Source organism: Leptospira alstonii serovar Sichuan str. 79601 (genome assembly GCF_000347175.1).
In the GTDB taxonomy this organism is placed as follows: domain Bacteria; phylum Spirochaetota; class Leptospiria; order Leptospirales; family Leptospiraceae; genus Leptospira; species Leptospira alstonii.
On the sequence record NZ_ANIK01000123.1, the window covers coordinates 49,078 to 69,680 of the forward strand.

The 20,603-nt window shown below is 45.3% G+C and carries 17 protein-coding genes; 9 read left to right on the top strand and 8 right to left on the bottom strand.

Going from position 1 to position 20,603, the window contains the following annotated elements; translation table 11 throughout:
* Complete coding sequence (locus tag LEP1GSC194_RS20490) at positions 1–579, bottom strand: NUDIX hydrolase (protein ID WP_020775354.1); 579 nt, start codon at positions 577–579, stop codon at positions 1–3.
* 103 nt (positions 580–682) lie between these two features.
* Here LEP1GSC194_RS20490 and LEP1GSC194_RS20495 point away from each other — a divergent pair, with 103 nt between their 5' ends.
* Genes LEP1GSC194_RS20495 through LEP1GSC194_RS20515 form a run of 5 tightly spaced genes read left to right on the top strand, consistent with a single transcriptional unit; the run spans position 683 to position 6,473 of the window.
* A complete protein-coding gene (locus LEP1GSC194_RS20495) occupies positions 683–2,707 on the top strand; it encodes an ATP-dependent helicase (protein ID WP_017810198.1) in 2,025 nt (674 codons plus the stop codon).
* 3 nt (positions 2,708–2,710) lie between these two features.
* On the top strand, positions 2,711–3,364 hold the full coding sequence (locus LEP1GSC194_RS20500) for a tetratricopeptide repeat protein (protein WP_017810197.1): 654 nt from the start codon (positions 2,711–2,713) through the stop codon (positions 3,362–3,364).
* On the top strand, positions 3,268–5,592 hold the full coding sequence (locus LEP1GSC194_RS20505; protein ID WP_231384455.1) for an LIC_12586 family protein: 2,325 nt from the start codon (positions 3,268–3,270) through the stop codon (positions 5,590–5,592). Before LEP1GSC194_RS20500 ends, LEP1GSC194_RS20505 begins: the two co-directional genes overlap by 97 nt.
* Positions 5,562–5,963, top strand: a complete 402-nt coding sequence (locus LEP1GSC194_RS20510; RefSeq protein ID WP_017810196.1) for a hypothetical protein — start codon at positions 5,562–5,564, stop codon at positions 5,961–5,963. The genes LEP1GSC194_RS20505 and LEP1GSC194_RS20510 overlap by 31 nt, the downstream gene beginning before the upstream one ends.
* 27 nt (positions 5,964–5,990) lie before the next feature.
* Entirely contained in the window at positions 5,991–6,473 is a 483-nt protein-coding gene (locus LEP1GSC194_RS20515; protein ID WP_017810195.1) for an SRPBCC family protein, read from the top strand.
* Here LEP1GSC194_RS20515 and lpxB read toward each other — a convergent pair.
* The 7 genes from lpxB to sucC all read right to left on the bottom strand — a co-directional run bounded on the left by lpxB (position 6,470) and on the right by sucC (position 14,004).
* Complete coding sequence (gene lpxB, locus LEP1GSC194_RS20520; protein WP_020775391.1) at positions 6,470–7,762, bottom strand: lipid-A-disaccharide synthase; 1,293 nt, start codon at positions 7,760–7,762, stop codon at positions 6,470–6,472. The two genes, LEP1GSC194_RS20515 and lpxB, sit on opposite strands and share 4 nt — an antisense overlap.
* Complete coding sequence (locus LEP1GSC194_RS20525; RefSeq protein WP_020775349.1) at positions 7,716–8,564, bottom strand: LpxI family protein; 849 nt, start codon at positions 8,562–8,564, stop codon at positions 7,716–7,718. Before LEP1GSC194_RS20525 ends, lpxB begins: the two co-directional genes overlap by 47 nt.
* 12 nt (positions 8,565–8,576) lie before the next feature.
* A complete protein-coding gene (locus LEP1GSC194_RS20530) occupies positions 8,577–8,825 on the bottom strand; it encodes an FmdB family zinc ribbon protein (RefSeq protein WP_020775390.1) in 249 nt (82 codons plus the stop codon).
* A gap of 38 nt (positions 8,826–8,863) precedes the next feature.
* Positions 8,864–10,297: an SH3 domain-containing protein gene (locus LEP1GSC194_RS20535; RefSeq protein WP_020775368.1), complete on the bottom strand. Its 1,434-nt coding sequence runs from the start codon at positions 10,295–10,297 to the stop codon at positions 8,864–8,866.
* A 64-nt stretch (positions 10,298–10,361) separates the two neighbouring features.
* Complete coding sequence (locus tag LEP1GSC194_RS20540; protein ID WP_020775372.1) at positions 10,362–11,900, bottom strand: TolC family protein; 1,539 nt, start codon at positions 11,898–11,900, stop codon at positions 10,362–10,364.
* A gap of 43 nt (positions 11,901–11,943) precedes the next feature.
* Positions 11,944–12,819, bottom strand: a complete 876-nt coding sequence (gene sucD, locus LEP1GSC194_RS20545) for a succinate--CoA ligase subunit alpha (protein WP_004508512.1) — start codon at positions 12,817–12,819, stop codon at positions 11,944–11,946.
* A 12-nt stretch (positions 12,820–12,831) separates the two neighbouring features.
* Entirely contained in the window at positions 12,832–14,004 is a 1,173-nt protein-coding gene (sucC, locus tag LEP1GSC194_RS20550) for an ADP-forming succinate--CoA ligase subunit beta (RefSeq protein WP_020775339.1), read from the bottom strand.
* Between the two features lie 424 nt (positions 14,005–14,428).
* Here sucC and purL point away from each other — a divergent pair, with 424 nt between their 5' ends.
* From purL to LEP1GSC194_RS20570, 4 genes are all read left to right on the top strand, one after another.
* Complete coding sequence (gene purL, locus LEP1GSC194_RS20555; protein WP_020775343.1) at positions 14,429–16,660, top strand: phosphoribosylformylglycinamidine synthase subunit PurL; 2,232 nt, start codon at positions 14,429–14,431, stop codon at positions 16,658–16,660.
* 14 nt (positions 16,661–16,674) lie between these two features.
* Entirely contained in the window at positions 16,675–17,328 is a 654-nt protein-coding gene (locus tag LEP1GSC194_RS20560; RefSeq protein ID WP_020775386.1) for a leucine-rich repeat domain-containing protein, read from the top strand.
* 7 nt (positions 17,329–17,335) lie between these two features.
* The gene (gene ileS / locus LEP1GSC194_RS20565) at positions 17,336–20,080 is read left to right on the top strand and encodes an isoleucine--tRNA ligase (RefSeq protein WP_020775373.1); all 2,745 of its coding nucleotides are present in this window, start codon (positions 17,336–17,338) and stop codon (positions 20,078–20,080) included.
* A gap of 408 nt (positions 20,081–20,488) precedes the next feature.
* Positions 20,489–20,603: DUF1564 family protein (locus LEP1GSC194_RS20570; RefSeq protein WP_020775369.1), on the top strand; the 115-nt coding region annotated here is incomplete at its 3' end.

The window sequence follows — 20,603 nt, forward strand, 5'->3', positions numbered from 1 at the left end:
CTAGTTCTGCATTGGGTTCTTTATAAAATACATACCGAGTGCGGCTACCATCATCCCGTGGTGAAGGATGTTATCGGAGATCAGCCGGGGAATGTTCCGAATGGGAGTTTCAAAAATTTCAATTTGTTCGCTATCGTCCAGATCCTGATCGTGAAGTTTACGAACGTTTCTCGCGACGAAGGTATGACACCAGTTGTTCAAAATCGCCGGATTTCCAGTGACCTTTCCTAAGTATTCCCAATCTTGCGAAACGTAACCCGTTTCTTCCACGAGTTCGGCCTGCGCGGATTCGAGAAGAGTTTTTTTCTCGGCGATTCCTCCGGGAATCTCCAAACTGAAACGGTGGATTCCGTGTCTGTATTGATCGATCAGAAGAATTTTGTTTTCCGGAGTGATCGCGATCACGTTCACCCAATCCAAGGATTCTAGATGAAAAAAATCTTTCGAAACCCGTTTGTCGGGGGAGGTGGTATGCCAGGATACGAGTTTGAAAATCGGAGTGGCGATTAAATCTTTTCGATTACTCTTGGACCAAAGATTCGAGTGAGGATCGTATTCTTCCGGATGAAAGGGTTTCATTTTGTTGCTCCATGGTTTCAAAATAGGTTTTTTTCTCCAAGAGAGAATTCCGGGTGTACAGGATTGACAGAATCTTTCCCGCTCCAATTATGTCACGTGACTTATGAAACTCAGTCCTGAACAGGAAAAAGCGGTTCGTCACGTAGACGGGCCGATTCTCATCTTTGCCGGCGCCGGTTCCGGGAAGACCCGGGTTATCTCCAATCGAATCGTACATTTGATCGAAACCGCGGGAGTTCCCGCAGGAAAAATCGTAGCTCTTTCTTTTACGAATAAGAGCGCGAGGGAAATGGCGGAACGCGTTCGAAAAATGATTCCGAGACAGAAGCTCAAGGGAATTGTACTTTCCACGTTCCACTCCCTGGGTTTGAACATACTCAAAAAACATATCGGACTTTTGGGATACAAACATCCTTTCCTATTGATGAATCAGAACGATCAGGAAGGGTTCTTAACTACATTATTAATCGCTAATAAAGTGGAATTGAAAAAAGCGAAGGTTTCCGAAGTCCTCGGAAAAATTTCCCGTATCAAAAACTCGGGACCCGCTTACAGGGAATATTTGGATTCTTCCCTTGTGGAATCGGACCAGATCGCCAATCTCGTTTTCGACGGTTATCAGAAATCGCTCAAAGAACAGAACTCGCTCGACTTCGACGATCTGATACTTCTTCCCGGAGTTTTACTCAAGGAATTTCCGGAAGTCAGGGAAGAATATCACAAGAAGTTTCAATACTTCATGGTGGACGAGTTTCAAGATACGAACCAAACTCAGTACGTATTTTTGAGAGCGCTTATGGGGGAAAATCGAAATCTCTGCGTGGTCGGAGACGACGACCAATCCATCTACGCGTTTCGAGGATCGGACCTCGGTCTGATTTTAAACTTTGAAAAGGATTTTTCCGAGGCCAACGTTGTGCGCCTTTTGGAGAATTACAGATCCACTAGCGTAATCATACAGGGCGCCAATTCGCTTATCAAAAACAATCTTTCCCGAAGATCCAAAGAATTGTTCTCTTCCATTTCCGGAGGAAGGAAGATCCGTTACTTGGAAAGAATGGACGAAAAGGACGAAGCGGCTTACGTCGTGGATTGTATTCGTGAGGAAATCATCAAGGACGCGAGAGTAGGAAGTCAGATCGCGATTTTATTCAGGACCAATTTTCAAACCCGACCTTTCGAGGAGGAACTCCGAAGCAGATCCATACCTTATAAACTCGTGGGAGGATATAACTTTTTCGATCGAAAGGAAATTCGGGATATGATTTCCTACATTCGATTGATCGCGAATACGAGAGACGACGCCTCTTTACTCCGAATTTTGAATTATCCGAAACGGGGAATCGGACCCGGAAGTATTTCGCTCATCCACGAAAAGGCTTCCAATATGAAAGAATCCTTATACGAAATTTTATTTCGAGTCTGCGAGTCCCCCGATTTTATACCGAGCCTACAGAAAAAAATTCAATCCGAAGTTTACAATTTTGTAAACCTGATCGAAAGAACGAAAAAGAAATTCTCCACAGCGCCTAAGATGTATTTTGCGCTCCGGGAATTCATACAGGAAGTGGGAATCGAAAAAGAGATTCTACTCGAAGAAAAAGACGAGAAGGTCGCCAAGGCTCGTTCCTTCAATCTTTCGGAACTCGTAAACATGATGTCTTACTTCGAGGAGAATCACGACTCTCCCGAAAAACCCACGTTATTCGACTTTATCAACCGACTTAATTTGCTCATGGAAGACGAGAATCCTTCCGATGAGGATAAGGAAGACAATCGGGTACAACTACTAACGATTCATCAATCGAAGGGTTTGGAGTTCGAGTCGGTTTATGTCGCGGGAATGGAAGAGGGAATTCTTCCCAACTCAAGAGTATTGACGGAAGAATCTTCGGTGGACGAAGAGAGACGTTTGCTCTACGTGGCTATGACCCGTGCAAGGAAGCATTTATGCTTGACAGGGGCCGCAAATCGACGCAAATTTGGGGAGCAAATGGCTACCCAAGCCTCCCGATTTCTTACGGAAATCGATCCGGAGACTATGGACTGGGTTTCCAATGATGAAGTTCGCCAGCAGGAGACGGAAGACTTCTTCGCCGAACTTGAAAAATTGAAAACAGGATCGTAGACAATGACGTTCAATACAAAAATAATTACTTTAGCGACGACAATTTTCCTCCTTTTATCCGCCTGCACAAGCGGTCAAAAATCGACGGATTCCGCTCTTTCACAGGAGTCCGCAATTCGTTCTAAAATTCAAACGATCGACTCTCAACTTTTGTCCTCTCAGTCGGATGAAAAAAAACGTTCTTCCTTACTCATGGAAAAGGCGAAGTTGCTGATTCAAATCGAATCTTACAAGGAAGCGACCGTCGTTTTAAAGGAAATCCAAAATTCTAAAGAAGGAAAAGGTCTGGAACATCTGGATCATTACCTTGGGACCGCGTATTTGGGAATCAACGACACTGAAAACGCGATCGTTCATTTTAGAAAATCCGAGTCCGTCGATAAAAATTACGAGTCAACCACTCGCAGAAAGATGTACGCAAAGGCTCTTTATCAAGAGGAAAAATACGGCCTCGCGCTCGGTATTTTAGGACGCGCATCCAGAGAAAAGGATTTTGAAAAAGACATTCTCTTTTATGAAACCGTCGCCAATAGTTTTATGCGGATAAAGGAATTCAAAAGATGTCAGATGGTTCTGGAAGAAGGACTTCAGAAATTTCCGGAAAGTCCGGTTCTGAAAGAAATTCAGGAACAACTCTCTCAGGTTCTTCCAAGATAACTTCTCGCAACCCTACATTCGATCGACTTCGCCGAGTTCGACAAAAGCTCGGCGTTTTTGCTTCCGGGGATCTCGTTCTTTTTCTCGGATCCTTTTTGGTTTTTTTAAAGGAAAATCGAAGGACCAAAATCATACTGATTCTTTTTCTTTTGGCGCTTGCAATTCACGCGATCGTCGTAGAATCCGTCGGTTATTACGTACGAACCCGTCTTTTGGACCTTCGGGGTTTAAAGGAACTTTCCAGAAATTTCATCAACAAAGAACTCGGGCGCGCCGTGACTCTCGGAGTTGTGGATTACGATTTTCCGAACGCGGTTGTGTTCGAAGATTTTCGGATTTCTTCCGACGAGGATTTCGCGCTCAATCATATTCTTTTTCGAACCAATAAGATCCAGTTTCGCCTCGGAGGTTTGTGGAAGGGACAACCTTTCGTTCGCGGGATCGTCGTAAAAGATTCTTCGATCAATATCGATCTGCAGGATCAAATTTCGGGGGAACTCATCGGCTATATTCAAAAGATCAACATTCCCGAAATCCGTTTGATGAATACAACGGTCACCGTTTCTAAGGGCGGGGAAGAGATTCTGAGCGCGCTAAAAGGAGTCGACATTATCATCACCAAACGGCCCGAAGGTGTTATCGTAGCGGTCGGAGATTCCCTATTTCCTTTTCCGTATTCCAGATTTATCCAAGGAACTTTCGAAACCAAGTTCAATTCGAACGAATCCAAAAGTAGTTTCCGTTTTCAGAATGTAAAAGCGGAGAAGATTCGCGGAATCTATTCCTTGTTCGGAAAAATCGCTCCTTCTTCCGGAAAGATTTCGGGAGAGTACGAAATTGTTTTGAACGGAAAAAAAGTTTTCGTAAAAGGGAAAAATCAATTCACGAACGTGTCCGGAAAAATCCTTCAAGATCTTCCCTTGGGTTTGAAAATTCCGGATCTGAAAGACGCGGATCTCGTTCACGAAATGGATTTAACGTTAGACGAAACCGGAGAAAAACAGGTTCATACATTTACAAAAGAAGGGAATCTGTTTCGTCTAACGTACGGACTAAATCCGAAAAAACTCGCAACCTGGGAAATTTTTGCGGATTGGAAGAATATTCAAGAATTAAAATCCGTTTTTCAGTTTCCGGGCGATCTGGAAACTCTCGAAGGTCGGTTGAACCTGAGTGGAAAATGGGAAGAATCCGGAAATTACGGGGATTGGATCAAAAGTAACGTCTCCCTGAATCTTCTGGGTTTTCATTGGAAGGATCCTTTTTTAGACCTCCGACTGGACGAGGCGGATTTTAAGGTTCTTCCGGGAAATCTTTTGGAGTTCGGCGCCAAAGGAAGTCTGTTTCAAGAATCGATTACGACCCGGATTACTGGCAAAACCGGTTGGAAAAAATCTCCTCGCGCCAACGGAGCCTTTTTTTATCCCTTATACAACGATTGGAAATGGAATCTCGAATTGGATCGGGTTTCGGTGAGGGATTTTCTTCCGATCTATCATTCTTGGAAGAATTGGATTCGAACCGATATCAAAACCCGACAGGAAAAATTGGTTCCCGAAATCCGTTGGACCAGAACTCCATTTTACAAATATCTAATGGAGTATTTTACGTTTACGGTTCAATGGAAATTGAAATCCTTTCGGCTTAAGGAAAAGGATCTAGGAAGAGTTGTTCTGAACGGAAAGGTGATTCCTTTTTTTTCAAGACTGGATCTGAAAGGATTTCGGGATGAGAATCCATTCGCGGAAGGTTACGCGAATTTTACCTTCGGCCAGGACAATCCGTATATGGATTTGAGACTTAAGGTTACGGAAATGCCTTGGGAAGAACCGGTGAACGGCTTCTGCGGATCTTGGATCGTTCCCGAAACGGTTACCTCGGACACTACGATCCGTCTTTTCGGGGACGACTTTTTAGCGCTCCATAATTCTTTGAACGTTCAGCATAACGTGAGTTTTAATCGTTCCCGTTTTCAGGATAAAAGATCGCTTCCTTTAAATCTTAGGGAACCTTTCGATTTCGGATACGAACACAACCTTTTGCCGACCTTGTCTTACTACAGAAACGTTTTTTGGAAAAACGAAACCGCCGATCTCACCGGTTACGGAGCCGTGGAAAACAATCGGATTCGGATCAGCGCCAACGGAAAATTGAACGATACCTTTATCAGTAGAAAATTTAAGGAGGAGGCCGGGGAATGCAAACTGGAATCAATCGGAGACAGATAATTCTAATTACGACCGGGGTTCTTTTGGCGATTTTGCTCGCGTTCGGCATTTATCTTTTTATTTTCAAAAATCCTAATATACCCGTCGGTAAAAGTTCCGAATCAAAGACCGATCTGATCGGCACCTGGAGGGTCTCGCCGATCGTTCCCACGATTCAAATCCGATTTATCAGCGATAGGGAGGCCGTTCTTTTGCAGGAACGTTCCGAAACTAAGTTGTATCTTATGGAAGACGGGGAAGGTCTTCAGCTTAGAAGAAGAGGGGAAGAGACTCCCAGCGGTTATTTTTTGTTTCGCGAGTTGAAAGCCGATACTTGGCAGGGGCTCTGGGGCGACGATCTTGTCGTTTTAAAAAGAATCTCTTCGAATTAAAAATCTGATTTTTTAAAAGGAATCGATATGGATTTAAAATTTACGGTACAAACTAAAATTCAAAAACCGTTGGAAGACGTTTTCCAAGCCGTCTACGATCCCCGGCATTTGAGCGGTTATTTTACGACCGGGGGCGCCAGCGCTCCTTTGAAAGCGGGAACCGAAGTGATTTGGAAATTTGCGGATTTTCCTTCGGAAGAGGGAGTTCGCGTATTCGTTAAAGAAATGATTTCGAATTCAAAAATCGTTTTGGAATGGGACGCGCACGAAGGAAGTTACGAGGGTGAAAACGAACTGCTTACCGCCGGAGGTTACAAAACTCGTACGGAAATGATTTTCGAATCCTTGGATCCGAACAATACTCTTTTGAAAATCACCGAATCCGGTTGGAGAGAATCCCAGGCCGCGTTAGACGGTTCTTACATGAACTGCCAGGGTTGGATGAATATGAGCTGCTGCCTCAAAGCGTATTTGGAATACGGGATCAACCTAAGAAAAGGGTTCTTCTAAATCGGTTCGACGGTGGTTTCTTGTCCCGCTTTTTTGGGGATTCCTTTGATCAGCTTCGTGATTTCTCGGGACGCGTGTCTGGACGAGTTTTCGTTTCCCAGCGCTTCCTTCACTTTGCTAACGTCTTCGATCGTTTTGCTGCGGTATTTTTTGTTGTCCAAAAGTAAAATCGATTCTTCCGCGATATGCGTTGGAGTACATTCCGCCTGAACGAGTTCCCTGCAGATTTCTTTGCCGGAAAGAATGTTTACGAGTCCGATATGAGGAGTTCGGATAAAAAGAGAACCGATTACGTAAGTGAACATGCTGACTTTGTAAAGTATCACCATGGGTTTTTCGAAATAGGCGACTTCCAAGGTCGCCGTGCCGGAAGTAACCAAAACCAAATCGGAAGCCTCGATCGCGCGAAGGGATCGATCGAACAGATATTCGATTTTTAGATTCGGATATTTCGTTTTTACAAGTTCGATCCGTTCGAGGATATAAACTTCTTCTTTTTGATTGATGTTGGGTAAAAGAAAACGGATTTTCTTTTTCTCCGTTTCGTAATGATCGGAAAGTCGGCCCGCGGTTTCCAAAAGATCGTTGAGTATTCTTCGAATTTCACCGCTTCTTGATCCCGGCATAAGCGTAATTGTGGAATGAAAATGAGTTTTGTCTTCCGGGTCGGGAAGGAGGGTTTCCTTTCGGATTTTTTCCCTCAAACGAACCGCAAGAGGATGTCCCACGAACTCGCAGGGAACCCCGTAACGATCATAGATTTCTTTTTCAAAAGGAAAAAGAACGAGCATCAGATCGATATTATCTCGGATCGTATAAATTCGATCGAACTTCCAAGCCCAGAGTTGAGGAGAAACGTAAAAGACCACGGTGATCCCTAGTTTCTTTAATTCTTTTGCGAGTCGCAAATTGAAACCGGGATAGTCGATTAGGACGGCGTGAGTGCAGTTTCTTTCGACGGCGACGTCGATCAATCTTCCGATTAACTTTTTTAAAAATCCATACTTGAAAAGAATCGCCGAAAAACCGATGATCGAAAGTTCTTCCATGGATTCGATCGAAGTAAAACCTTCTTCGATCATTCTTTCTCCGCCGACTCCGAACGTTTCCAGATCGGAAAAGTTTTTTTTGAGTTCTCGGATCAATTCCCCGCCCAAAAGGTCGCCGGAATGTTCACCGGCCAACATCAGGATTTTCGGATCGTCCTTTTTGCCCGAAACAACGGGCGCGCGTTTGGATTGGCTACCGGATTTTTTTGATTGTAGAGTTGATTTTCGTAAGGTTGCCATTGCCGATACTCAAGATGTGGATTTTTAGTTTTTCCGCAAGGTTAATAAATTCTTTTGGATGAACGATGATCGTCTCTCCGGTGCGAAGAGCCAAGGTTGTGCAGTTGCTTTCGTACATCGTTCTCAGAGTGTTTTCTCCGACGGTAGGAAGGTCGAAACGGTGATCCTGATGTAGTTTAGAACTTTTGCATACTGTCGCTTTGCCTTTTTTGACGTAAGAGCCACCGCGTCGGATCGCAAGATCCGTACCCTCCACGGCTTCCACCGCGAGAACGGATTTATCCAGAACGACCACGGTTTGACCGATGTCGAGCCCCGCCATCTTTTCCGCGTATTCCATTCCGAAAGCCACGTCTTCCAATTCTTTTTTACTCAAGGCTTTTTTGGTAAATCTTCCTTCGGGAAGAAATAGGGATTGGAGATAGGTTTTTTGGGAGATGATCGTGATTTTTTCTTTTGCAAACTCGTCCGAAACCGTTTTGAAAATCGAATAATCGTGTTTGTTGATCATTCTCGCGAGAAGGCTGATCGCTTTCAGATCAAATTTCAAATTTTTGAATATGATTTCTTTTTTTACCTTTCCGAGAAGAAGAAGCCGATCTATATTATGCTTTTTGCATAATTTCATGAGGGCTCCGATTTTGACGATGTGAATCGGAATGTTACGATCCGCGAAGTTTCCCGCGTGGAAATCGGATTCGATGATGGAAAGAAAAATAGGATCTTCGCCCGCGGCAAGAGCCTCTTTCATTCCGATATGAGGGAGTTCTCCCGCTCCGGCAAGAATTCCGAGCTTTCCCAAACTAAGGCCCCGTCAATCCGTAGAAGACGCGGAGGGCGACGCGGTTGAAGATTCTCCCGAAGGACCGGAACCGCTTTTTTTGTAATCGGTCACGTAAAAACCGGTTCCCTTAAAGATGATTCCGGAACCGTTGGAAATCATCCTTTCCACTTCCCCTTTTTTACCGCAAAGATGACAATCTTTGACGGGTTCGTCCTTCATGGAATGGAATTGTTCGAACGTTTGTCCGCAGGCTTTGCATTTATAGTCGTATGTCGGCATAAATTTCTCTCTATTAGGATATTCTAATTTACTATTTCTTATGGAACGAATTTGAACTGAAAAACGCTCAAACTCGAGTCGCCATTGTCTCTCGCCATCGGAAGACAAAGCTTCCATCGTATTCCCGAATTCGTATCGATCGTTTCCAGGGAATCGATTCCGGATAGGACCCTTTTTTCGGAGACGATCAAACCGCCCTGAAATCCGGAACCGCCGTTTTGAATGTTTAGGCGAAATCTTTTTTTGGAAAAATTGTCTCCGGTGATGTATCGGTTTCGGTTGATGGAAATACTTTCCTTGTCCATCTCGATCTCGAAAGCCTTATACAAATCTCCGGGAGAACCGGCTAACAAAGTAAAGACGGGAATCGTTTCGTCGCCTCCCAAAAAGGACACGTAAAATTCCAGATCCCGAAACGGTTCTTCCACGGGACGACAAACGGAGTCGTATTTGTTTTTGGAAGAATGTAAAACGATTCCCGTATCGCCGTCGAGAGCGATTTTTTCGGTGGGATGGTATTCTCCCTGAAATCCGTTCGGTGCGGACGATTCTTTCCAGGATTCAAAATCCCAAGCCGGAGATCTGTCCAACGCGCGGAAATATTCTTCCATCGTTTGTGCGATGGAAAGATCCGAAGAAACGTTTTTTAGAAATCCGGAAAAGATCCAACCCACGTTTCCGCTTTTTAAATCCAATACTTGATTCCAGGTTCCTTTTTTACTCGCGATGGTTTCGGTTCGGGAATCTCGATCGAGTATGAATACGGTTTCCCCGCCTGTAAATTGAAACGCGATCGGGTTTTCGGTTCCGGGTCCGGTTCTTACGTTTAAATTCTTTCCTTCGATTTCCGCCTTACCGCCGCTAAACGGGGAGTCTTCTCTTCCCGAAAAGTATTCAAGCAGTTTGGAAAGTTTGGATCTTCCGTTCTCATCCAACTCGCGTGCGGAGCCCGCCGAAAGCGATTTGAGTAGAGCTTGGTTGTATTCGTTATAAAGAGGAAGAGGATTGGATGAAATTAATTTCACCAGATATCTGGAAAGAATATCCTGGGTTTCGTATTCCGCGCCGAGAGTCAGCTTTTTACAAAGCGCTCTCGTTTTGAGAAAGGAACCGTCCGGCAGAAAGGAAAAAAATCTGTCTTCGAACGTGAAGATCGTTCTTCCTCCGACTTCTCTTTTGAAGAATTTGAGTCCGGATTTTTCCGCAAACTTGGAGACGGCCTTTTCTTTTTTTTCGGAAGTTACGGTTAAAAGTTCGGAGTTGTATTCCGCGAGGGACATGGAAGCGTAAGAATAATCCTCCAAGTCAGGATCTTTTTTTCCCAGAACTTCTAGAACTACGTCTTCCCAATTTCCTTTGGAGAAATTTTTATAAACGGAATCGGTTTTGCGAGTTAGGATTTTCCAAACAAGAAAACCGAGTAGAATAGAGGCAAAGAAAATGCCGAGGGCTACAAAAAAACTCTTTCTCAAGTTTTACCCCGGCCTCCGGTCAATCTAAGTGCGGAAGAAGTTTGTCCCGATCCACTTGAAAGCGTTAGAGTAATGCGTTCTTAGCGAGATGGTAACGCAACAGATCGATGTTGAAATTCACTCTTGCTTGTGTCAGTCTGAGCTGATCCTGGACGTGTGTGTCTAACGCGTTTTTTACCGAAACCGCATCCGCTCTTCCCTGACGGAAACTTCTCAAAACTCCGTTGTAGTAGTTTTGAGTCTCCCTTTCGGTGGTGATATTGTTCTTATAAATTCTGTGACTGGCTTCGAGAGCTTCGATCCGGGTTTTTACGTCGTCTCTCACTTCGTTTTTGAGTTCTTCCTCTTTCAGCGTCGCCTGACGCATGCCGATATTTGCGTCCCGAACGCCCGCGTAGATCCCTTTGTCGGCAAGAGGGTAGACAAAATTCATTTGTCCGGTCCATTCTTTATACTTCGCGGTTGTGATCCCTTGGTTGGAATCGGAATAGTTATCCTGAGGGGAAAGGACGTTCTGCGCCTGGCTCGCACCGGTTCCGGAAAGGGTCAGAGTGGGAAGACGATCGTTGTTCGCATTTTTCAATGCGGCTTCGGCGATTTCCTTTTGTTTGAGAGCGTTTAAAAAGTCGGCTCTGTGTTTATAAGCATATTCTAAATCTTTTGTATAGTCCGGCTTTTCTACCAGTTCTTCCAAAAGATTGGTTTCTTCGGAAAGGGAAGTTCCGTCCGGAATTTTGAGAGAACGTACTAGTTTACGTTTCGATTCTTCCTTTTGAACTTGAGCGGTTTCCAATTGGTTTTCCGCTTGAGCCAAAAGAGCGTTCCACTGATTGATTTCGAAACTTTCGGAAAGTCCGAGGTTTTGTTTGCGAACGGTAAGATTGCGGATGTTTTTCGTGTTGTCCACGAGTTGTTTGTATGTTTTGACGGCTTGCGTTTTGATCGAATAATCCCAAAAATCGACGAGAGATTCTACGATGACCGCGGAAATTTGCTGCGATACTTGGTTTTTCATCATTTCCGCTTGGGATTCTAAAATTTTGACCTCGTTTCTTCCCTTATAACCGAATGAGTTTTTGAGCAAGTCTTGGCTGATGGTCGCTCTTACAAATCCGGTGTAAAGAGGAGGAATTCCCAAGGCGGAAAATCCCGCCGGAGTGGTCGCCGGATTTTCAAACGCGTTCGAGTCGAATCTTCTATTTCCGGCTTCCACTTTGAAGTAGGTTCCGGTGGTTTGGAAAATCTTTTCGATTCCACCTTTGATGGTGTCGTCGGAGATTTTCGTTCCTGTGAAAAAGTTCGCTTGGTTAAAAGGAAGAATGGACTGGCTGGATTTTCCATCCGCTACCAATCTCCAGGAATATTTGGAATCGTTTTTTAAAAAGTTCGTATCCGATTTTGCGAGTTCGTAACGGAGATTTTGCAGATTGTAATTGCTCTCTAACGCGCGTTTGACGGTTTCCTCGGTGGTCAGTTTAAGAAGGGCGGAACCGTCCGCAAAAAGAGTCATGAACGGAAGAAGAACCGAATTCACTAAAAGAATTCCGGATAATTTTTGGATCTTTAGAATCCTTTGTTTCCAATTTTTGATTTTGTTTTCCATTTCGAATCTCCTTCCGTTTCTACAAATCGAAATCTGCTCCGGTTTAACCCAGAGCCTTCTTCATTTTTTCTCCGACTTCCGCGATGGACTGGCAAACTTGAATGCCCGCTTCCTGCATCGCTTTCATTTTAGAAGTAGCCGTTCCTAAACCGCCGCTGATGATCGCACCCGCGTGACCCATTCTTTTGCCCGGAGGCGCCGTTTGACCAGCGATAAAACCCACTACCGGTTTTTTTACGTGGTTCTTGATGTATTCCGCGGCTTCTTCTTCGGAAGTTCCGCCGATTTCTCCGATCATCACGATTCCCTTGGTTTCAGGATCTTCGTTTAAAAGTTTGATCGCTTCTGTGTGATTCATTCCGGGAACCGGATCGCCGCCGATTCCGATACAAGTGGATTGTCCCAGGCCTTGTTTCGTAATCTGAGCCACGGATTCATACGTCAGGGTTCCGGAACGGGAAACGATTCCCACAGAGCCCGGACTATGGATAAAACCGGGCATAATTCCGAGTTTTTGTTTGGCGCGAGGAGTGATCACTCCGGGGCAGTTCGGACCCACGAGTTTTGTTTTAGAATTTCGTAATACGCTGTAAACCTTCAGCATATCGTGGGTCGGAATTCCTTCCGTGATACAGATCACGAGTGGGAGTTCCGCGAGGATTCCTTCTAAGATCGCGTCCGCCGCAAATGCGGGAGGAACAAAGATAACCGCTGCGTTTACGCCTTCGTTCTTTATGGAATCCTGAATCGTGTTGAAAACGGGAACCTTATCTTCCCACTTGCTTCCGCCTTTTCCGGGAGTGACTCCGGCGACTACTTTTGTGCCGTAAGCGAGCATCTGTGTCGCGTGAAAGGAACCTTCCTTACCGGTGATTCCTTGCACTACGACTTTTGTATTTTCGTCTACTAATACTGCCATGTTTGTTCTCTCTTATTGAATCAGTTTGGCAATGGTGCTTGCCGCTTCGCGGAGGTCGTCGACTCCGGTAATTTTCAGTCCGCTTTTATTGAGGACTTCTCTTCCGAGTTCCGAGTTGGTTCCTTGGAGACGAACCACGAGAGGAACCTTGAGATCGACCGCTTTGGCCGCTTCGATGATTCCTTCGGCAACCATATCACAACGAACGATTCCACCGAAGATGTTTACGAAGATTCCCTTTACGTTCGGATCACCGAGGATGATTTTGAATCCGTTGGTTACGGTGGTCTTGTTGGCCCCACCTCCCACGTCGAGGAAGTTGGCAGGTTCGGCGCCCGCGAGTTTTACGATGTCCATGGTTGCCATCGCGAGTCCCGCTCCGTTTACCATACAACCGATGTTTCCGTCTAACTTGACGTAGTTGAGGTTGAACTCGGAAGCTTGCACTTCCAGAGGATCTTCTTCGGTTACGTCGCGGAAAGCCGCGTTGTCCGCGTGACGGTAGAGAGCGTTTTCGTCGAGGTCCATCTTACAGTCGCCCGCGATGATTTCGTTCTGTTTGGTAAGAATGAGAGGATTGATTTCCAAAAGAGAAGCGTCTTCTTGGATGTAGGCGTTGTAGATCGCAGCAAGAAGGCTCTGGAAAGATTTGTGGGATTCGGCGGGAAGTCCGAGTTGAAATGCAAGTTGTCTTGCTTGGTTGACTTGGAGTCCGATTCCCGGATCGATCGCGATTTTCAGGATTTTTTCAGGATGAGTTTCCGCGACTTCTTCGATTTCCATCCCGCCTTCCGTGGAAGCCATAACGATGGTTTTGCGGATGGAACGATCAAGTAGGATGCTTAAATAATATTCCTTTGCGATATCGATTCCCTGTTCCAGATACACTTTCAGGACTTTTTTTCCTTCGGGTCCGGTTTGGGGAGTGATGAGTTGCATTCCGAGGATTTTATCTACGGCTGCGATTGCGTCTTCTTTGGTTTTGGTTACTTTAACACCGCCGCCTTTTCCGCGTCCGCCTGCATGGATTTGCGCTTTAACAACTACGACGGAACCGCCTGTTTTGGCGGTAACTTCGTCATGGGCTTTGGATGCGTTTTCTTTTTTATCGATAACGACTCCAAAAGGAACGTTGGCTTTATGCCTTCTCAGGATTTCTTTTGCCTGATACTCGTGAATTTTCATGAATTAACCTTCATTGAACTTAGTTCAGTGCTTTTAGTAGGAGGTACAATTTACACAAAATTTATAATGTTTTCGGTGGGAACTTTGGTGTCAGTAAAAAATTCAAGAGAACGACGCTTCGAGTCGCGGGGTTTGAATGACGAGGTTTAGGGTTCAAGTTTTTCCGATTGAATCGGAGTCGCACGGAATAAAAGGTCCGATTTTTCAGTCCTATTGAAAAATCTAGGAGTTCCTAGATTTTAAACGAACGAGAAATTCGGAACCTCTTCCTTACCGTTACGGATAAAACGAAAAAATTTCAACCCGACCTCTGATCTCTAAAACCCTGATCTCTGATCTCTATCCACTGATTCCTAAAACACGTTCTAATTTTACCGGAATATTTGATTTTCAGAGCGCGACTTGGAAAAAATACTGACAATCGATGGAAAAAGACGCCGTCTCCTTACAAGACGCCCTCGAACACGGGCTTACCGCAGAAGAGTTTCAGAAAATTCAAGAAATCTTAGGAAGAATTCCAAACTCCACCGAACTCGGGATTTTTTCGGCGATGTGGTCGGAACACTGCTCTTATAAAAACTCGATACTAAAATTAAAAACTCTTCCGACATCCTCGGACAAACTGCTTGCCAAAGCGGGCGAGGAGAATGCGGGTGCGATGGATATCGGCGACGGGTTGGCCGTAGTTTTCAAAATCGAAAGTCACAATCACCCGACCGCAGTGGAACCGTATCAAGGTGCGGCAACCGGCGTCGGTGGAATTATGAGAGATATTTTTACGATGGGCGCGCGCCCGATCGTATCGCTTAACTCCCTTCGATTCGGAAATCCCGACGAACCTCGCAATCGATACCTTCTTTCCCGTGCGGTAAAAGGAATCGGGGATTACGGAAACTCGCTCGGGATCGCCGTATCCGGCGGAGAACTTTTTATCGACGAATGTTTTTCCAAAAACCCTCTCGTGAACGCGATGACCGTCGGAATCGTGCGTCAAGACCAAATGGCGAGCGCGACCACCGGCGGACAAATCGGAAACGCGGTTTACATCGTCGGAGCTACGACGGGAAGAGACGGAATTCACGGAGCCTCTTTTGCATCCAAGGATCTTTCGAAAGAGTCCGAGTCAAAACGTTCCGCCGTTCAAGTAGGCGATCCGTTTATGGAAAAACTTCTGATGGAAGCGAGTCTAGAAGCGATTCAAAAGGGGCTTTTGATCGGAATTCAAGATATGGGGGCGGCCGGAATTTCCTGCGCGACTTCGGAGATGAGCGCAAAAGGCAAAACGGGGATGAGGATCGATTTGGATCTCGTGCCGTTTCGCGAAACGGGAATGAACGCATACGAAGCGATGCTCTCCGAATCTCAGGAAAGGATGCTCGTCGTTCCTAAAAAAGGAAAAGAATCCGAGCTCGTAGCTATATTCGAAAAATGGAATCTAAATGCCGTCAAGATCGGCGAAGTCACCGCGGACGGTTCGATCGAGATTTATATGGGCGGAAAACTCAAAGCAAAAATTCCCGCCGAATCACTCGTGTTAGGCGGAGGCGCCCCGCGCTATGAAAGGGAAACCAAACGCCCTTCTTATCTGGACGCGGTAAAAACTTGGAAGCCGGATTCGATCGCCGACGTCGGCGCAAACGCGAAAGACGTATTACTCGAAATTCTTTCCTCTTGGAACGTGTGTTCCCGAAGGCCGATCACCGAACAATACGATAGCGAAGTCGGTCTTGTAAAACTCATCGGTCCGGGACTCGACGGAGGACTTTCCTCGATCCCCGATACGAACAAGGCCCTTGCGACCGCGACGGATTGTAACTCCAGATATACGTATTTGGATCCCTATAAGGGCGCGGAGTTCGCCGTTTGCGAGGCGGCTCGAAACGTGACCGTTACGGGAGCGACCCCGTACGGAGTGACCAATAACCTCAATTTCGCAAATCCTTATATTCCGGAAAACTACTATATGTTTTCTGAATGTATTCGGGGGATGGGGGACGCTTGTCGTTTTCTCGAGCTTCCGGTCACCGGAGGAAACGTGTCTTTTTACAACGAATCTCCCGAAGGTCCGATTTTTCCGACGCCTACGATCGGAATGGTCGGAATTTTACAGGATAAGAAAAAACTTCTTTCCAACTTTCCGAAGGAGGCGGGGGTTTCGCTCGCTGTCCTCGGAAATTTTCGTCCTTCTTTAGGGGGAAGCGAATACCTGAAAAAGATTCACGGACAAGTCAACGGAACGATCCCGGAACTCGACATCAAGGAAGAATTAGAACTTTGTAAACTGATTCTTTCCTTGAACGAAAAAGGGATTCTGAAATCCGCAAGGGATCTTTCTCTGGGAGGAATCGGAATCGCACTTTCCAAGACGGTTCTTTTTTCGGGACTTGGAATTACGGCGGATCTTGCATCTCTCAAACAAAATCGTCTGGACCTGACTCTTTTCGGAGAAAGTTCGACGGCGATTCTCGTCGGATTCGATCCTTCTTCCGCGGAGGAAATCCGTAGACAAACGGAAGCGCAAGGACTTAAGTTTTATCCGGTCGGTAAAACGACTTCCTCCGAATTTCTGGAAATGAAGGACGTCGGGATGAAAATTTCTTTTTCGGAATTGAACGAACCTTACGAGAACGGTTTAGAGGCGATCTTCGCTTTATAAAAAGGAAAAGAAGAATGAATTTCCCATCGTTAAAAAAATTCGTTACTATAGGCTCCCTTTTTTTGGCGCCGATCTTTTGGATCGATTGCAAGAAAAATGCGGAAGAAATCTTGAGAGAAGCAAATACAAAACCGGAATCGGTCCGGGTTTTGGATCTTGGAATGCAGAAACTGTCCTCGGTTCCGGACGGCGTTTGCGGTTTTCCTAATTTGACAAATTTGGATCTTCGTTTAAACAGTTTGACTTCCCTTCCGGAATTCATCGGGGAATGTAAGAACCTAGAGCAACTCAATCTTTTCGGAAACGACCTCGGGACTTTTCCTGCATCGATTTCTAAATTAAAGAATTTGAAAGTGTTACTCGCAGGAAACAACGATTTTGCCGCTCTTCCGTCGGAACTTTTGTTTTTACCTTCGATCAAAACCCTGTATCTGGATCGGAATAAACTTACTTTGACGGAAACCGACGTTGAAATTCTCGCTTCTCTTTCCGGTTTGGAGGAATTGGATCTGAATTTGAATTCGGATATCAAAGCGCTTCCTTCCAATTATAAGAAACTGAAAAATTTAACTCGTTTAAAAAGATTGAATATTAAAAAAACATCATTGAAAGGAGAGGACGCCGAAAAATTACAGGCGATTCTCCCGAACACAAAAATCGACTATTGATACGACTATGAGCGAAACCCAAAAAGAAAATCCTTATTCCTCCACGGTTCTTCTTCCTAAGACCGACTTTCCTATGAAAGCCGATCTCGCCAAAAGAGAACCCGCGCAGATTCGTTCCTGGAAAGACGGACAGATCTTTCGTAAAATGAGGGAGCAGAGAAAGGGAAAGAAAGAATTTATACTTCACGACGGTCCTCCGTATGCGAACGGAAATTTTCACTTAGGCCACGCGCTCAATAAGATTCTCAAAGACACCATCGTTAAGTCAAAGGCTCTCGCCGGTTTTTATACGGACATGATTCCGGGATGGGACTGCCACGGACTTCCGATCGAAGTTCAGGTTTTAAAAAATCTAGGGAAAAAAGCCCGCGAAACCGGACCCGAAGAACTCAGGCAACTCTGTAGAAACTACGCGGAGGAATTTGTAGGAAAACAAAGCGAGGACTTAAGCCGTTTTCTTTGTTTTTGGGAAGAAGGTAGAATTTATAAAACGATGTCTCCGGATTTTGAAGCGAGGATCGTGGAAGTATTCGGAGAACTCTTTCAAAAGGGTTACGTTTATCGAGGTAAAAAACCGGTTTATTGGTCGATCGATCTGGCGACGGCGCACGCGGAAGCCGAGATCGAATATTATCCTCACGTTTCGCCTTCGATTTACGTGAAGTTTCCGGTAATCGGAGAACAAAAACGTTTTTGTTTGATCTGGACGACAACTCCTTGGACCCTTCCCGCAAATCTTGCGATTTGCTTTAACAAAAAAATTGAATATTCCATTTTTAAAACGGAGTTCGGAGAAGAACTCATTCTAGCGGACGGCCTCGCGGAGAACGTGACCGGCGCAACGGGCGTGTCGCTTAACAAAATAAAGCCGATTTCTTCGGACGAGTTGGCCGGTCTCAAATTTCAACATCCTTTTATCGATCGTGTTTCCATTCCTTTGTTCGGAGATCATGTGACTCTCGAAGCCGGAACGGGTTGCGTTCACACGGCTCCCGGCCACGGTCAGGACGACTACAAAGTCGGATTGGCGGCGGGCTTGGAACCGTTCTCACCCGTGGACGATTACGGAAGATATACGGACGAATTTCCTTTGATGCAGGGGAAAAAAGTTTTTGATGCGAATCCGGAAATCATTCAGCTCTTGAAAGAGAAGGGTTTACTTTTGCATCATAGCGAGTTCGAACATTCTTATCCTCATAGCTGGAGAAGCAAGAAACCTCTGATCTTCCGCGCGACTCCACAATGGTTTTTTAAAATGGATTTTAACGAACTCCGTGAAAAATCCCTCTCTGCGATCGACGGCGTTCAGTGGATTCCTTCTTGGGGAATCACTAGAATTCGTTCCATGGTCGAAACAAGACCCGACTGGTGTCTTTCTCGTCAGAGAAACTGGGGAGTTCCGATTCCCGCGTTTATCTGCGAATCCTGCGGTCAAACTCATATCGACGACGTTTCGATTCGATTCTTTACCAAGATGGTTCGTGAAAAGGGAATCGAGATTTGGTATTCCGAAAAAGCGAAAGATCTTTTGCCTCCCGGAACCAAGTGCTCAAAATGTGGAAGCGATTCTTTCAAAAAAGGAAACGATATTCTGGACGTTTGGTTCGACTCGGGAGTTTCCAGCTTTGCGGTGTTAGACGAACGTAAGGACGAACCTCCCGCGGATTTGTATCTGGAAGGATCGGATCAACACAGAGGTTGGTTTCAATCTTCTCTATGGCCCGCAATGGCTCTGAGAGGAATTCCTCCTTACAAGGCGGTTTTGACTCACGGTTACGTTTTGGACGAAAAAGGACACGCGATGTCTAAGTCTCTCGGAAACGGAATCGATCCTACGACAGATATCATTCAAGTTTACGGCGCGGACATTCTTCGTTTGTGGGTCGGTTCTTTGGATTTCAGGGACGATATCAAGGTCGGCAAGGAATCTCTAAAGATCGTATCCGAACAGTATCGTAAGATCCGTAACACGTTCCGTTATCTTTTAGGAAATTTGGACGGTCATACTTCCGAACAAAATCTTCCTTTCGAAGAATTGGAAGAACTCGATCGATTCTATCTTTCCAAACTGGCTCGGTTTGTGGAAGACGCGGCGGCGAGTTACGAAACGTATCAGTTTCATCAGATTTATCAAAAGTTGATCTTATTCTGTACCGTTACCTTGTCTCAGGATTATTTCGATATGATTCGGGATAGAATGTACTGCGATTCGAGAGATTCCAAAACGAGAAGATCTTCCGCGACGGCGCTGCAGTATATTCTGGAAACGTTATGTGTTCTCACGGCTCCGATCTTAAGTTTTACCGCTGAAGAAGTCTGGGCTTCCAACGGAAAGAAAGATTCCGTATTCTTACAAACCTTTCCCGATTTGAAGTCTTGGAAGAATCAGACTCTCGAAGATAAGTTTGAGTCCGCGCTTTCGGCGAGAGAGGCCGTTCAAAAGGCTTTGGAGATTGCAAGACAGGAAGGCAAACTCGGTAAATCCCTCGAAGCCGGTCTTGAAATCGTTTCTAAAAACGGAATCAATCTCGGCGAACTTCTTCCTAAGGAAACCTTGGAATTACTTTTTGTGGTTTCTCAGATTCACGATGAAAATTCAGGAATGGAAGTTCTTTCCTCTCATGAGAATGAAAAATTTTCCGTCAAAGTTTTAAAACCGGTTCAGGGAGAATGTCCTCGTTGTTGGAGACATACGGAAGATATTTCCAAGGACGGCGATCTCTGCGGCCGTTGTAAGTCGGTCGTAGGCTAAAGTTGCGCGAAAGGGGGAGGTTTCCCCCTCGCTGCAAACGCATTCGCGTTTTTCGCTACCCCCTCTCCGGGAAATTTGTTCTTACTTCGAGCCCGGACCCAATCTTAGTGTGGGAACTCCTTTTCTTTGAAAACAAGACTGATGTTTGTTTCAATGTAGGAACTCCTAATATTCCGAAATTGATAGGCTGAGTTTTTCCAAATTGCGGGAGATTTAGTGGAGAAACGGGAATTGGAAAACCGCGCCCAAACTCGAGTGTTGCTGCCTGCGGTCGCAACATATAATCGCTTTTGCATTTGTTATACTAACTCACATTAACCTGGTTTTGTTGCGGAAAAATTAAGACTATAGAAACAGAAATCTTTCCGATCCCCTTACGTCAGAACCCGTTCCTGAACCGTATTGGGTATGGGAACTTTGTTAATTAACACTGATTGTAAAATCAGTTCGACTCTAGGGGAGAATCGTTCCGAAACGGTTACTCTTTTGATTCCGGAAGATACTTGGATTCGTTTCTCCGAGA

What these genes read in the sequence shown, in the direction of transcription:
- LEP1GSC194_RS20490 (WP_020775354.1), bottom strand. Translation starts at nt 579, where the DNA reads ATGAAACCCTTTCATCCGGAAGAATACGATCCTCACTCGAATCTTTGG.
- LEP1GSC194_RS20495 (WP_017810198.1), top strand. Translation starts at nt 683, where the DNA reads ATGAAACTCAGTCCTGAACAGGAAAAAGCGGTTCGTCACGTAGACGGG.
- LEP1GSC194_RS20500 (WP_017810197.1), top strand. Translation starts at nt 2,711, where the DNA reads ATGACGTTCAATACAAAAATAATTACTTTAGCGACGACAATTTTCCTC.
- LEP1GSC194_RS20505 (WP_231384455.1), top strand. Translation starts at nt 3,268, where the DNA reads ATGTCAGATGGTTCTGGAAGAAGGACTTCAGAAATTTCCGGAAAGTCC.
- LEP1GSC194_RS20510 (WP_017810196.1), top strand. Translation starts at nt 5,562, where the DNA reads ATGCAAACTGGAATCAATCGGAGACAGATAATTCTAATTACGACCGGG.
- LEP1GSC194_RS20515 (WP_017810195.1), top strand. Translation starts at nt 5,991, where the DNA reads ATGGATTTAAAATTTACGGTACAAACTAAAATTCAAAAACCGTTGGAA.
- lpxB (WP_020775391.1), bottom strand. Translation starts at nt 7,762, where the DNA reads ATGGCAACCTTACGAAAATCAACTCTACAATCAAAAAAATCCGGTAGC.
- LEP1GSC194_RS20530 (WP_020775390.1), bottom strand. Translation starts at nt 8,825, where the DNA reads ATGCCGACATACGACTATAAATGCAAAGCCTGCGGACAAACGTTCGAA.
- LEP1GSC194_RS20540 (WP_020775372.1), bottom strand. Translation starts at nt 11,900, where the DNA reads ATGGAAAACAAAATCAAAAATTGGAAACAAAGGATTCTAAAGATCCAA.
- sucD (WP_004508512.1), bottom strand. Translation starts at nt 12,819, where the DNA reads ATGGCAGTATTAGTAGACGAAAATACAAAAGTCGTAGTGCAAGGAATC.
- sucC (WP_020775339.1), bottom strand. Translation starts at nt 14,004, where the DNA reads ATGAAAATTCACGAGTATCAGGCAAAAGAAATCCTGAGAAGGCATAAA.
- purL (WP_020775343.1), top strand. Translation starts at nt 14,429, where the DNA reads ATGGAAAAAGACGCCGTCTCCTTACAAGACGCCCTCGAACACGGGCTT.
- LEP1GSC194_RS20560 (WP_020775386.1), top strand. Translation starts at nt 16,675, where the DNA reads ATGAATTTCCCATCGTTAAAAAAATTCGTTACTATAGGCTCCCTTTTT.
- ileS (WP_020775373.1), top strand. Translation starts at nt 17,336, where the DNA reads ATGAGCGAAACCCAAAAAGAAAATCCTTATTCCTCCACGGTTCTTCTT.